Source organism: Pedobacter suwonensis (genome assembly GCF_900111825.1).
GTDB classification, from domain to species: domain Bacteria; phylum Bacteroidota; class Bacteroidia; order Sphingobacteriales; family Sphingobacteriaceae; genus Pedobacter; species Pedobacter suwonensis.
Genome location: NZ_FOJM01000004.1, coordinates 253,106 through 267,009, shown reverse-complemented (window position 1 = coordinate 267,009; position 13,904 = coordinate 253,106). Strand labels below are relative to the sequence as shown.

Annotated in this window: 9 protein-coding genes and 1 other RNA gene; 1 reads left to right on the top strand and 9 read right to left on the bottom strand. The window is 39.0% G+C overall.

Annotation, left to right across the window (positions count from 1 at the left end; all coding sequences use genetic code 11):
- Nucleotides 1–22: 22 nt before the first annotated feature.
- The 9 genes from BM107_RS07245 to ssrA form a co-directional block, all read right to left on the bottom strand.
- Nucleotides 23–520 (bottom strand): cupin domain-containing protein, encoded by a 498-nt coding sequence (locus BM107_RS07245; RefSeq protein ID WP_025142534.1) that lies wholly within the window; start codon nt 518–520, stop codon nt 23–25.
- 289 nt (nt 521–809) lie between these two features.
- Nucleotides 810–2,366, bottom strand: a complete 1,557-nt coding sequence (locus BM107_RS07240) for a RagB/SusD family nutrient uptake outer membrane protein (protein ID WP_090981756.1) — start codon at nt 2,364–2,366, stop codon at nt 810–812.
- A gap of 25 nt (nt 2,367–2,391) precedes the next feature.
- A complete protein-coding gene (locus BM107_RS07235; RefSeq protein ID WP_090981754.1) occupies nt 2,392–5,592 on the bottom strand; it encodes a SusC/RagA family TonB-linked outer membrane protein in 3,201 nt (1,066 codons plus the stop codon).
- 664 nt (nt 5,593–6,256) lie between these two features.
- On the bottom strand, nt 6,257–6,985 hold the full coding sequence (locus BM107_RS07230) for a hypothetical protein (protein WP_090981753.1): 729 nt from the start codon (nt 6,983–6,985) through the stop codon (nt 6,257–6,259).
- A gap of 527 nt (nt 6,986–7,512) precedes the next feature.
- Complete coding sequence (gene katG / locus BM107_RS07225) at nt 7,513–9,792, bottom strand: catalase/peroxidase HPI (RefSeq protein ID WP_090981751.1); 2,280 nt, start codon at nt 9,790–9,792, stop codon at nt 7,513–7,515.
- A gap of 375 nt (nt 9,793–10,167) precedes the next feature.
- Nucleotides 10,168–10,341, bottom strand: a complete 174-nt coding sequence (locus tag BM107_RS24920) for a hypothetical protein (RefSeq protein WP_208864351.1) — start codon at nt 10,339–10,341, stop codon at nt 10,168–10,170.
- Nucleotides 10,342–10,361: 20 nt separating this feature from the next.
- On the bottom strand, nt 10,362–10,946 hold the full coding sequence (locus BM107_RS07220; protein WP_208864350.1) for a nucleotidyl transferase AbiEii/AbiGii toxin family protein: 585 nt from the start codon (nt 10,944–10,946) through the stop codon (nt 10,362–10,364).
- Nucleotides 10,943–11,752 carry a type IV toxin-antitoxin system AbiEi family antitoxin domain-containing protein gene (locus BM107_RS07215; RefSeq protein ID WP_090981749.1) on the bottom strand — a complete coding sequence of 270 codons (810 nt, stop codon included), beginning with the start codon at nt 11,750–11,752 and terminating at the stop codon, nt 10,943–10,945. The genes BM107_RS07220 and BM107_RS07215 overlap by 4 nt, the downstream gene beginning before the upstream one ends.
- 578 nt (nt 11,753–12,330) lie before the next feature.
- Nucleotides 12,331–12,697: a transfer-messenger RNA gene (gene ssrA, locus BM107_RS07210) on the bottom strand.
- Nucleotides 12,698–13,081: 384 nt separating this feature from the next.
- Between ssrA and BM107_RS07205 the strand changes: the two genes are divergently transcribed.
- Nucleotides 13,082–13,672, top strand: a complete 591-nt coding sequence (locus BM107_RS07205) for a GIN domain-containing protein (RefSeq protein ID WP_090981746.1) — start codon at nt 13,082–13,084, stop codon at nt 13,670–13,672.
- Nucleotides 13,673–13,904 lie beyond the last annotated feature (232 nt).

The following is a 13,904-nucleotide window of genomic DNA, read 5'->3' as shown; positions in this document are numbered from 1 at the left end:
AGGATAATGTTTTATTATTTTATTATCTACCGAAATCGTCTTGAACGCGTACGATATCGCTTTCGTCTGATGGGTTTGAAGCATCGGTATGTTGCCAAATCTCAGCAACTACTCCCCAATCTTCTAAACCGATTAAACGGTGGCGTTCACCTTGTTGTAATTTAATCTGATCTTTTGGTGCGTATTTTTTTACTTCACCTTCTTCATCAGTCTGGCTGGTTTTGATGCCGACCGTGCCGGTAACCACTTGCCAGATTTCTGCTCTGCGGTGGTGATATTGCCATGACAGGCGTGTATTTGGCGCAACGATTAAGATTTTCGGACTTAATTTACCACCAATTTTAAGGTCTTCAACATTTAATCCATCAAAATAAGTATCTGCAAATTGTTGTGCCTGCGCTTCATCTATTACAAAGAAACCACCCCAAGGACGGGTTTCATCGCGATTTACTACATTAAAACCTTCAATTTTTAAACGTTGCGCTACGCTTTCGAATATTTCTTTTTTGTCGTTTGTCATGGATTAAATATTAACTTTCAAATGGTTGTCGAGGTGCACAGGAATTTTTGATCTCCTGTGTGGTTCTATAATTTGCTGCAAAAATAAGCCTAATTAATTAAAAAAAATCCTTTCAGCCTTTTTATTTTTTACTCATTTTAACGATTGCCATAAGCGCAACCATTCGCTGGTTATATGGTTTGGTTTAATAGTCTACCCCTCCAAGCAAAAAACAGGTATCCGAATATCGGACACCCGTTTCTGTTGAAAATTATTGATGGTCAGTGTTACGGCGACCATCCTATAACTGCTAATAACCTGGATTTGGCGTCAGGTTAGGATTATTCTTGATTTCAGGAGTAGGGATCGGGAACAGCAAATGTTTGGTTTGCAATGGTTGGTTTACACTTTTATTAATGTGTCCGACAAAATTATCAAAACCATTGGTGGTTTCATTGTACACTTTACGCAAACGGACCATATCAAACCAGATAATCCCCTCGTAACATAACTCGTGCCAGCGTTCTCTCCACACCGCTTCTTCAAACTGTGTTTGGTTCAAACCCACAAGATCAGTCAGTTGGGCCCTCTTACGTATGGCATTTACCGCAGCATAGGCAGCAACATTCGGGCTACCATCTGCCCTGTTCTGTGCTTCGGCATAAATCAACAAGGTTTCTGCATAACGAATCTGTGGAATATTCAGATCACTTCTGCTGGTACCTTCTACGCCTAGTGTTCCGTTAGCAATCAGATCGAAGTGTTTAAAAATATATGGCTTACCACGGTTAATCAACGGCATTTTAAATCCATCTGTATAATAATCGGTAAAGAAATAACCTTCCCGGTTTTTAGCCCTTAAATCTCCCGCCTCATACGAACCATAAAAACTTGTAGTCGGAATAGCCGTTCCAATTCCATCAATTTTAGAAACCAATGGCTGGTGCAAAGGTAAATAAGATGACTGTAAGGGGTTCCCCGATCCGGCAGCATCATTGTACTGGATTCCAAACAAATGCTCTACTTTATTGTCATTCTTTGCATCATGCAGCGCTCCGTAATTGGTAAACAAGCCAAGTGATGATGGATTTCCTGCTGAATAATCAATTACCTCTTTGGCTTTATCCGCAGCTAATCTATAATAAGCTGCTCCTTTGTTAAGGGGTTGCCCGGCCATGGTCAGATATACTTTTGCCAGTTCAGTTTTAATTGCTGCTGTAGAAACACGTCCGCTGGCATCCGTATAAGGCAAGCCGGCGGCTTCTGCAGCAACCAGGTCATCAACAATCAATTTGTAAACCTGTTCCTGTGGTGTACGGGAAGGCGCAAAATTAGGATCATTAGGACTGGTAACTGGCTTAGTAATTAAAGGCACGTCGCCCCATAAACGCACCAGGTAAAAATAGGCCCAGGCACGGACAAACGCAGCCTCTCCCAAAATTCTTTTTTTCTGCGCATTATCCATTGGATTAATACCCGGAACTTTATCTAACACCAGATTAGCTTGTGCTATTACTTTATAAAGTCCGTTCCAGTTTTGGTTAACATGCAGATTTGTACCGTCATAAATGAGTGAATACAAATTGTTCAGATCGGAGTTTTGTGCAGTTTCGGTTGACTGTATGCCCGTTGGCGCATCAAGCATCTGCCAGTTGTTGGAATAAATACCCGCACCATTCCCTATAAACCGAAGCTCTGCATAAACAGCAGCAATACCTGCTTCTGCGTGTTCGGGCAAAGTATAAAAACTATTTGGTGAAAGATTGGTGGGATCTGTTTCATCTAAAAATTTCTTACATCCCGAATTCCCGATGATAGCGCCGCTCAGCAAAAACAAAACAGCGATATTTCTTATGTTGATTTTCATGTTAATATCCTTTCTTTTTTAATATTTATAATCCAATGTTTAAGCCTACCATGAAAGTAGTTGGCTTTGGATAATCGAAAAATGTCTGACCTTGTGCAAATGCATTTCCGTAGGTAGTTACCTCAGGGTCGTTACCCGTGTACTTGGTTGCCAGGAAGAAATTCTGAACAGATGTATAAACACGTAGTTTGCTTAAGCGTAATTTTTCAACAAGTGCTTTATCAAAAGTATAACCCAGCAACAGGTTTTTGCCGCGGATGAAAGAGCCATCTTCCAACCAGTGCGTATCTACATTGGTTACATATCCCGCAGCCTGATCCCTGATGGCGGCGATCGGTGTATTTTGATTCTGCGGAGTCCAGGCATTTAATACGCTGGCAAAACTATTGGCCTGTACCTGTCTGTCTTCACCCGAGTGATGGGTCATATTCAACACATCATTGCCATAAGAGTATTGCAGTTCCACAATCAGTTCTAAGTTTTTATAGCGAAATGAGTTACCAAAGGATCCCCAGCCTTTTGGCATTCCGTTGCCAATAATCTGGCGATCGGCATCGGTAATGGCATGATCACCGTTTACATCCAAATATTTGATGTCGCCCGGAAGCAAGGTTTTACCACCACGGTAACTCACAAATTTAGCTGCTTCTGCCCTTTCGGCCTCGCTCCAGGTGCCTAAACGTACCAGCCCCCAGAATGATCCTACCGGCTCACCTACCCTGATAATACCCGTTTGATTGGTGAAATTTGGGTTACCCACACCAAAAATATCATCAGGAGTGGCTAAAGAAAGTACCTTGTTGCGGTTAAGGGAAATATTAAAACTGGTTTTCCAGGTAAAATTATCAGTTTGTACGTTTACCGTATTGATCCCTAAATCTAAACCTTTGTTCTGCATCGATCCGATATTTTTTCTGATCACCGCGTATCCTGTGGTACGCGGAACCGGGGCATCCAATAACATATCGGTTGTTTTTCTATAATAAAGATCGGCTTCTAAATTAATGCGGTTGTTAAACAAGCCTAACTCTAAACCTGCATCAACCTGTGCTGTTTTTTCCCAAACCAGGTCTGGATTGGCCAACCGGCCAATACCGATACCCGTTACCCTGCTATCGTTAATAATAGCGGCATTATTCACCAATGTAGCCAACGACTGATAGGCTGGCAGTTCTGAGTTACCGCTTAAACCATAACTGGTTCTTAGTTTTAAGTTAGAGATGGTTTTGTTTCCCTTAAGAAAATCTTCATCTGAGGCTTTCCAGGCCAATGCTGCCGAAGGGAAAAAGGCGAATTTATGGTTCTCTCCGAATTTGGATGATCCATCTACCCTGCCTGTAAAAGTAACCAGGTATTTATCTTTAAAGGCATAGTTTAACCTGCCAAAATAAGAATTAAAGGCCGATCTGTTACGACTGGAGCCTACTGTAATCGATTTACTTCCGGAGCCCATGTTATTGTTTCCATAAAAATCGGTTACAAAATTCTCAGCATGACTGGTATTGCTAAAGAAGTTGGTCGCTTGCCACGAGATCCCTAATAATGCATTAATGGCATGCGATTCGGCAAAACGTTTGTTATAGGTTAAATAGTTTTCCAATGACCAGAAGGTTTCTCGATCGTTGGTTACGTTCGCTGTTCCATTCTGCCCGTCAGAGATACCGTATAATTGTTTGGCATTGTATTCATTAATGTTACGGCTCACAATATTGGCTCCTAATTGGGTACGGAACTCTAAATCTTTGCTAAAGCTAATGGTAGAATAAATACTTCCCAAAGCCGTTTGGGTAACCATGCCATATTTTTGATCGGTTAAAATATGTACCGGATTGGAGCCTCCTTCTGCCCATGGAATCAGTTTATTATCGCCCCATTTGCCATCAGCCAGTTTAATGGGTAGAAAAGGGAATGCTTCTGTAATCATACGCACTGAATTTAGGCCGCCCGTTCCCTGATCGACAATGTTTTCATCTTGATTATTGTAGCTCAAATTACCGCCTACCTTTAACCAGGGTTTAATTTTACTATCGAAATTAAACCGGCCCGAATAACGTTTTAAATAAGAGTTTAGTAAAAGTCCCTGGTCATTGCGATAACCCGCAAAAACACCATAAGTATTATTTTCGTTTCCACCGGTAAAACCCAGCTGATGATTTTGCGAAAGTTTGTTCTGGGTAGATTCTTTTAACCAATCCGTATTATATAATGGATTTCCATTGCTATCAAAAAACTGAGGTAAAGCAATTCTGGCAGCCTTGGGAACAGGCGTAGAGGCATAACTTCCTGCTGCCCAACCTACGGGATCGTAAACTTTGATATTTTCATAAGCGAGGTCCTGCACTTTTACATACTCAAAAGCATCAAGCATCTTAACATGGTGTGCGGCTAGGGTATTTATGCCAAAATCTGCATCATAGGTAATGCGCTGGGCATTTGCAGTTCCTTTTTTAGTGGTAATTAAAATTACCCCGTTTGCTCCTCTTGCGCCGTATATGGCCGTAGAAGAAGCATCTTTTAGCACCTCTACTGAAGCGATATCGCTTGGATTGATGTAATCAATGGCATTACTATTCTGTGTTTGCGAGCCCACCGGCAAAGCCACGCCATCTACCACATAAAGAGGATTGTTACTCGTATTGATTGAACTAAATCCACGGATTTTGATATTGGTTTGTCCGCCAGGCCGGCCTGAGTTGGTATTTACCTGTACCCCGGAGATACGGCCGGCTAATGCCTGGTTGAGGGATGAAGACGGACGTTCCTGAAGTTCACTTGCTTTAACCACACCAACAGACCCCGTCAGGTCGGTTTTTTTCACCGATCCATAACCAATTACCACCACCTCATCTAACTTATTGGCTTCAGCAGGTGTCATTTTAACGCTGATGTTGGCTTCGCTCCCTACTGTAACATCCTTATTTTGATAGCCAACATAAGAAAAACGGATCACATCGTTTACATTGGCCTCAATGCTGAATTTACCTGTGTCATCAGTTACTGCAGTTTTACCTGACGAAAGGTTTTTGATGCCAACTCCAGGGATAGGCATATTTTTTTCGTCTAATACGATGCCTGTAATTACTTTTCGATTTTGAATATGTACCAGAGACAAGTTAGGGCCGGAAAACCCCTTGGGTTTTTCAACAACCGGATTCATCGAAAAAGCAGGACTATTCAGCAGAAAAAGCGCAGAAAGCCCCGAAATCTTGAGTAGATTGATTTTCATTCGTTTAGGTTTAGTAAATGGTTAGTTAATAGTGTAAAATTTCTACTGCTAGCAGCTAAAACGCTTTATCAATTCTTTCAATCAGACGGCTTAAGTAAGCAATTTTGTAATAGGAGCTCCCATATAAATGGATTAAAACTACACAAAAGCAAACTACACAGACATATACTGCGCACAGGGTACAATAACGCCATCAGCTCATCGTTATATTCGGTTATTCATAAATCGTTTTATGTATTCAATAATAAGTATTTTATTAAGAAATCAAGAATATTGTTTCGGACACTAGAAATACATTATCGTATAAATTAAATTACGGTATAATTACTTTGACAAAAGCTGAAATTTTTGACTGAATATTTCAGGTGAATGAGAAACCACTGCATCTTAAACAATTAAACCTCAAATATTTAGGCGTATTCTTAAGAATTTGATAAAAAAAATTAGCTTATTGAGTAAAGTCTATTATTTTTTTTGAAGAGAAGTATCAACATAGACAATGTTGCGACCGGATAGGCAATGTATATAAACTAGAAAGCCTCATATTTCTATGAGGCCAATTATTTTGTTTTATTTGCATCCACAGAATAAAACTAAACCAAACAAACTAATGAGACTATAAGACAAATGAGTTTGGGAATTGTTTTAATTATTTTTTAAATTTTTAAAAATCTAATTCTAAATATGTTTCTTTAGATCTATACTTAGGAATTTTCGTCATCATATCGTATTTTGCCAAAGATGTGTACTTTCGCCAGAAGTTATATTTCCTTCCGTTGGTTAATACATGTATACGACCACCCAAATTATTACACTTAATTTGGTTTTCGATAAGATCAGCCTCACTAACAAGTTCCGTATCTAATAATTTTTTGTGTGTGATCATGTGTGGTGCAATTTTTAAGCTATACCGCCAAGGCTCGGTAAAAACATATCTGATTTCTTGCTCGCGGGTTTTAACATTGTAAAATTCAACCTGACTAAAACACGCTTTTTCCTGTTCGGTGAGACCTAAATTGCTACTTTCCCATAAATATGGTGTAAGTACCCGAAGCGATTGCTTTTTAATTTCATAGCCATATCTTCCTTTACGGCGCTTTTTCCTTTTAAATGTTTTATCGTGATGGTATTCAACCGTATTGATCTTCGCAAGTAATGTTGCATAAAATTCAGCCCTTGTGCTCACTGCAATATCAGATCTGAGTACAAAATATCTTTTCCAACCACTTTGATAAGGTTTTTCAAGAAGGACCTTGGGCAGCGCTCTTATTTGCTTACAAAGTTCGGATCTTCTTTTACTTAATTTTATTAATTGTTTGTCACGGTCTGTCTTTACCAACCGTTTTTTCTGCCGTGAAGTCCTAATTCTACACGGCAATTCGTATGTGTCCATCGGACTTCCATTAAATTTTCTTTAAAAATGAATGAGGGTCGCTATTCATCCTTGATTAAGGATATACCCCTTCTTCTGAAAATTAAAATATTGTATAATATAAACTGAACAGCCATTGAGGCATTCAATCAAATTAAAAACAAATTACAGCAAATTATCGCCTGTCAGGCAATTTGTGAAGGGGATGATATGTAGATATATCCTGTCATAATTCCTAAACATTAAAAAGATATTCATCAGGAATATGACAAAGCTAATAAATTTTCGAGATTTTAAAGAAAAGAAAAAACTCAAAACTGTTTTTTACATCATTAAAATGCCCCGGAAAGTATCTAACTTTTTAGGGGCATAGCAAAAATTCTTTAGAGCCTGTTTAAAATTTAAAGCAAATATTACAAAGCATTTTGCTGTTACGCTAAGCGCAATTGGATTACTTTTATTAATGTGTTGAAGCGTCTTCGACTACGCTCAGACTGACATACAATTAATTTGATTTTGTTTCTAAACAGGCTCTTAAACTTTGATTTCTAATTAATCAGATCAAAGCGATCTAAATTCATTACTTTATTCCAGGTGGCCACAAAGTCTTTCACAAATTTTTCTTGTGCATCAGCACTTGCGTAAACCTCTGCAATAGCCCTTAATTCGGCATTGGAACCAAATACCAGATCAGCGCGGGTTGCGGTCCATTTTGGCTGACCGGTTGAACGGCTGCTTCCCATATATAGCTCTTTATCCTCTGCAATAGCTTTCCATGCGGTTTCCATATCTAATAAATTGATAAAGAAATCGTTGGTCAACTGACCTGGTTTTGTAGTTAGCACACCGTTTTTAGATCCATCGAAATTAGTATCCAATGCACGCAATCCACCTACCAATACCGTTAATTCAGGCGCGGTTAAAGTAAGCAACTGGGCTTTATCAATCAGGAATTCTTCAGTAGGAACAGGTGATTTAACTTTACGGTAGTTCCGGAAACCGTCTGCCGCTGGCTCTAGATAACCGAATGATTCGATGTCAGTTTGTGCCTGCGAAGCATCCATCCGGCCAGGTGTAAATGGTACTAAAATTGAATGTCCGGCATCAGCAGCTGCTTTTTCTACTGCAGCAACGCCTGCCAACACGATTAAGTCGGCCAAGGAGACTTTTTTACCATCAAACTGCGCCGCATTAAATTCATTTTGAATCCCTTCCAATACATTCAATACTTTTTGCAACTGCGGCGGATTATTAACAGCCCAGTCTTTTTGTGGTGCCAAACGGATCCTTGCGCCATTTGCCCCGCCACGTTTATCGGAACCACGGAAGGTAGAAGCTGAAGCCCATGCCGTAGAAACCAGTTCTGAAACGCTCAAGCCTGAAGCCAATACTTTTGCTTTTAATGCAGCTACATCACTTTCACTGATTAACACATGGTCAACAGCGGGTATCGGATCCTGCCATAACAATTTTTCCTGTGGTACTTCTGGACCGAGGTAACGAGCCACCGGCCCCATATCACGATGGGTTAATTTAAACCATGCTCTTGCAAATGCATCTGCAAACTGATCTGGATTTTCTAAGAAACGTCTTGATATTTTTTCATATGCAGGGTCGAATCTCAAAGCAAGATCAGTGGTTAGCATCGTTGGCAGGTGTTTTTTTGATCCATCAAAGGCATCTGGAATAATGGCATCTGCATTGATCGCTTTCCATTGGTGTGCACCGGCAGGACTTTTCGTTAATTCCCACTCAAATCCAAAAAGGTTTTCGAAAAAATTATTGCTCCATTGCGTTGGTGTAGTGGTCCAGATTACTTCCAGTCCACTCGTAATCGCATCAGCACCTTTCCCAGAACCATAACTGTTGTTCCATCCAAAACCCTGGTTTTCGATATCAGCGGCCTCAGGCTCTTTACCTACATGATCTGCAGAAGCAGCTCCATGGGTTTTACCGAAGGTATGGCCGCCTGCAATTAAGGCCACAGTCTCTTCATCATCCATCGCCATGCGACCAAAAGTATCGCGGATATCTTTGGCTGCGAGAATCGGATCCGGATTTCCATCCGGTCCTTCAGGATTTACATATATTAAACCCATCTGCACCGCTGCAAGGGGTTTTTCTAAGTTACGGGAGTGTATATCGCCATCAGCATCATCATCTGTAACCACCACGCCGTGTACCTTATCTGCGCCATCAGAACCATGCCCATAACGGAGATCGCCACCTAACCAGGTGGTTTCTGAACCCCAATATACCGATTCATCAGCTTCCCAAACATCCTCACGACCACCAGCAAAGCCAAATGTTTTAAAACCCATCGATTCTAAGGCAACATTACCGGTTAAAATCATCAAATCTGCCCAGGAAATTTTGCGCCCGTATTTTTGTTTAATTGGCCAAAGCAACCTACGCGCTTTATCAAGACTTACATTATCCGGCCAGCTGTTCAGCGGCGCGAAACGTTGCAAGCCGGCACCAGCACCACCACGGCCATCGCCTACCCTATAGGTTCCGGCGCTGTGCCAGGCCATGCGGATAAACAAACCACCATAGTGACCGAAATCTGCCGGCCACCAATCCTGCGAATCGGTCATCAGTGCATGAAGATCTGCCTTTAAAGCTGCCAGATCTAGACTTTTAAAAGCCTCAGCATAATTAAATCCATCATCCATTGGGTTAGATAAGCTGGAATGCTGACGTAAAATACTCAAATTTAACTGTTTAGGCCACCAATCGCCATTTCTGGTGCCACCGCCTGCTACATTACTCTTCATGCTGCCGTTATGGAACGGGCATTTGCTGATATCGTTCGATTCTTTTTCCATTATGTATAATATTTTGTTAGTGAAAATCTGATCTGTTATTAAAAATTAACCAATGATTAAAATTAGAGAATTGAAATAACTAATCACAATCATTTAATTCTATAATGAAATAGTTAGAATCTATTAAGCTGATAGATCAGGGATTTACAGGAGATGCAAAGACATGGTGCCATAAAATTTAGGCCGATGTTGATCTTAAAATAAAATGCTCTTTGTAAGGTTTGAGATTTTAAATGATATCTTCCAAATAAGATCAAGCCATTCAAAACCTCTGAATTACTTAATAATTTAATTGTCCATTATTTGTATATATTATCTTTACAAAAACAAAAGCCTTTTGTTGGTTTTAAATTAAACTTAATATTCCTTTCATTTTTAAATCTTCTCCAAAAGATTTGTTTTGACTAATTCGTACGCTTCATTGATATTGTATTCAATTCCGCTTCTCAGCAATCCATTCATATCGCCGGTGAAATCTGCATCTTCAATTTTCTTTTCCATATTTTCCAGAAACTCTTTTTGCGCAACAGTATTCCCTTCCTCATTCATATAATGTTTAAATGCTTCAATCACTTTTTCGATATTACATCTGCATTAATCAACGCATACCACAGATCGAATAAGTCACGTCCTTTCTTACGTTGGTATAATGCTCGAAGTTTAGTCGCCAATAATTCATCCAATCCATAAGTCGGTACAAATGCTTCTCCGTTATCCCATTCGGAATCTAATTTTACAGGAATATCCTGTAAGCCATACACTGAAAAATGCTCTCTGGTATTGACTTCTATTTTTAGTTTTATCGGTACATCATCTTCTGAAAGAATACTGTACACAATGGTATTGTTATGTTCTTTCTGTTTGATTTTGGGCTTTCCTAAAAAAGACAGCTGTTCACGTATTCTGTCAATGATTGCTCCAAATGGTTCGGCTTTTACCTGTACCAAATCAATATCTTCTGAATACCTTGCCGCTGGAGATAAAAATAATTTATGCAATGCCATGCCTCCTCTAAAAGCCAAACGCTCTTTAACAAATTCATCACTGAATAAAGCAATCAATGCTCGATGTATAATCAAATCCTGTTCTACCTGATAGTTTTCTTGCCAGGGAGCCTGCTTTCGCCACGCTGTTATGTAAGACTGTGGTATCATATATCTGCTTCTATTTCTACGTTAGGAACAATTTTCCATTTATTACCAGTTATCATATTTTCAGGTTTCTTTCTTTGTGGTCTGAGTAATACAGGGTAATGCCGGATAGATTCCAAGTATTTGTGTAAAGCGTTACTCAATTCATTTTCATCCAATACACATTCCAACACATATCCTAATCGCTGAACGACCGATATTTCATCATACAACTTTGCAGTTTCTACTAATTTTTCAGGATTTATGCTCTCTTTCAATTCTTCAATCACGGTAGCTACCCGATTAAATCCCCCCACTTCATTATAATAACTTACCAAATCCAAAGCGGTCAATTCTGGTGATGAAATATTGATGTATCCTGTATCTACTTTTCTCTTTATAATGCTTTCTTTGCTCCAGAATTTCTTAATGTAAAAATGAATACCCACTTTATCATTTTTGATAGATCTCAAAGCAATACCTTCTGTAATAATCGAATAGTCTTGAGGTTGCTGGTGGGCTGCTCCGTGATAAGCTGCCGCATTCAATAGTGCGACATAATAATCCCGATTTAAAAACTTCATCAAATCATTTACATACAAACTGGTCGGGATAATACCTTTGGCTCTGTATTCTGGTGGAACAATGACATAAAATCCTCTTCGAACCATTACTACCGACTCCTGATTTTTGAGCCGTTGTAACGTTTTCTTCAAGGCATTTTCAGATACGCCAAATTGACTATGCAAACCTTCCGTAGCAAAGCTATACTTACCGTTTGCCCTTTGTTCATCAATAAATGATTCTAAATATTTGTATTTTTCTGCCATTATTTTAGTAAATGATTGCGATATGGGTTTTATTGCAACCCTTTATGCAATAACAAACTTACATTTTTGTATTATCGGAACCAAGCTTTTAGTTAGCTATTTTATTGATATTTAAGTTATAATTTGCAATAAGACCCTAATTACATCCCTTTTCGCAATCAAAAACTCATCAATGATTTAAGTTATATATAATAAGCAATAACAGAAACACTTTAAGATGTTCATCTTGAACAAAACTGGTATATAGAGAAAAACTCTAAAAAAGAACACTCAGAAGAAACTCCTAAGAGAATTCGGTTAATGAAGACGCTTTTGGTGGTTTGAGATAATAGCAGGGAATGTTTTGAGAGAATATCAGTCAATAATGAAGAAAGAATGGGAAGGAATGTACACTGAAGAGTCCGATTTCCCCATCATCTTAAATGATTAAATTTAATAAAATGATGATTATCAATTAATTGAATAAATAATTCATTTTTTAATAGAACACCTTGATTTTTAGAATCTTGACGATTAAAAACTGTGCATCAACTACATATGTGAATTAAAAAACGGGATAATACTGCTATTATCCCGTCTTGTGGAGCCGAAGGGAGTCGAACCCTTGTCCAGTTGTGAGATAAATTATACCTTCTACATGCTTATTTTTCAGTTAATTTTCGGGAAATAAACGGGCTGAAAACCGACCTTATTTATATCCTTAGATACTTTGTCTCACTTTAAGTCGTATCTCCTTAAAGCCAGCTTTGTTGTTTCGATGCCCCAGATTCTAACCCAACAATGCAGCAGTTAGAGGGACAAAAGCTAAGCTAGTTCTAAACTAGGCAGCTAAGGCGTAAGTATTTTCGCCAACTAAAATTTGATCGTTCACTTTAAGTGCTCTCCGAACAACGCACTGCATGCTAACATAACTTTCGCCACCCCGTCAAATCCAAGAACGGCCCCAGAGAAAATTTTTCCGGTACAAATACCAGACCACAAATATACGAAAAACTGTGTTAAATCACAATTTCCTTCATTTACCTATCAGGTTATGCTCCAGATCAACATGGATTTGATTGTTACCGAAACCCGAAAGGCATCACCACAACGGCAACAATAAAACCCATCTTCCTCAAATAAAAAAGAAATACGATCATCTACCTGCAAAGCGAATCAGGAAAATTCACAGCGACCACCATCTTTTTGTCTTTAAATTTTGGGCGTTGGTCGATTGGCTCCCCAGACTGGTATAATGCCCTGATTTACGCTGAAACGTTTGCCGGGTCTGCACGTCTTATAATCAGAACAATCAATAAAAACATTATAAAAACTTAAAATTTAAAGCATATGAAAACTTTACTTAAAACATTATTCGCATCATCTTTAGCATTGGTATTATCAACTTCAGCAGTAGTATCAGCTCATGCAACTGAAACCATTAAACCAGTTCATGCTTCAAAAGTGTTGAACTTCAAACGCATTAAAGTAAAAGGAAATGTAGAGCTGACCATTATACAGGGAAAACGTACAGGCATTAGCTATGCGGATGAAAACAGCGGAGAAGTTAAGGTGATGCAAAGCGGAGATGGTTTAGAAATTTCCGCTGCAGACAATAACACTGCGAAACTGACCATTTATGTAAATGATATTTACCGAATCCAAGCCATGGATAATGCTAAAGTAAAAACACAAGGTAAAATCAATGCGCAATACCTGCAGGTTTTTTTAAGCGGAAATGCATCCTTAGACTTAAACTCACAAACTGAAGGATTGTATACAGTGATTGAAGATCATGCTGACTTAACCTTAAGCGGCTCAACCGGCGACCATATGCTGGTAATGGGCAAAGAACAAAAGTTAACGATGGACAAATTTGTTGCCGCTAATACCAAAACCAGTTTAAACACTGAAAATTCACTTGCCTTGCTTGGTAAATAAAGAAAAGGAATTATACTTGATTCAGGCGGTTCGTTTACGGGCCGCCTTTTTTTATTGGTTAAGAAAGCCGAGAACCGGGTTTAGCGCTGCAAAAGATTGGCTAACCATTTACCTGAATGGCATTAAACATTTCTGCTATAAAACTAAACAATCTGCGCAACCCCAAATAGATATATCCATTATCTTTAAGCAATCTGCTTAACGCTTCATCTACAGGGCCAGGTGGACTACA

Coding starts and splice junctions, on each gene's coding strand:
- BM107_RS07245 (WP_025142534.1), bottom strand. CDS start 520: ATGACAAACGACAAAAAAGAAATATTCGAAAGCGTAGCGCAACGTTTA.
- BM107_RS07240 (WP_090981756.1), bottom strand. CDS start 2,366: ATGAAAATCAACATAAGAAATATCGCTGTTTTGTTTTTGCTGAGCGGC.
- katG (WP_090981751.1), bottom strand. CDS start 9,792: ATGGAAAAAGAATCGAACGATATCAGCAAATGCCCGTTCCATAACGGC.
- BM107_RS07220 (WP_208864350.1), bottom strand. CDS start 10,946: ATGATACCACAGTCTTACATAACAGCGTGGCGAAAGCAGGCTCCCTGG.
- BM107_RS07235 (WP_090981754.1), bottom strand. CDS start 5,592: ATGAAAATCAATCTACTCAAGATTTCGGGGCTTTCTGCGCTTTTTCTG.
- BM107_RS07205 (WP_090981746.1), top strand. CDS start 13,082: ATGAAAACTTTACTTAAAACATTATTCGCATCATCTTTAGCATTGGTA.
- BM107_RS07230 (WP_090981753.1), bottom strand. CDS start 6,985: ATGGACACATACGAATTGCCGTGTAGAATTAGGACTTCACGGCAGAAA.
- BM107_RS24920 (WP_208864351.1), bottom strand. CDS start 10,341: ATGAATGAGGAAGGGAATACTGTTGCGCAAAAAGAGTTTCTGGAAAAT.
- BM107_RS07215 (WP_090981749.1), bottom strand. CDS start 11,752: ATGGCAGAAAAATACAAATATTTAGAATCATTTATTGATGAACAAAGG.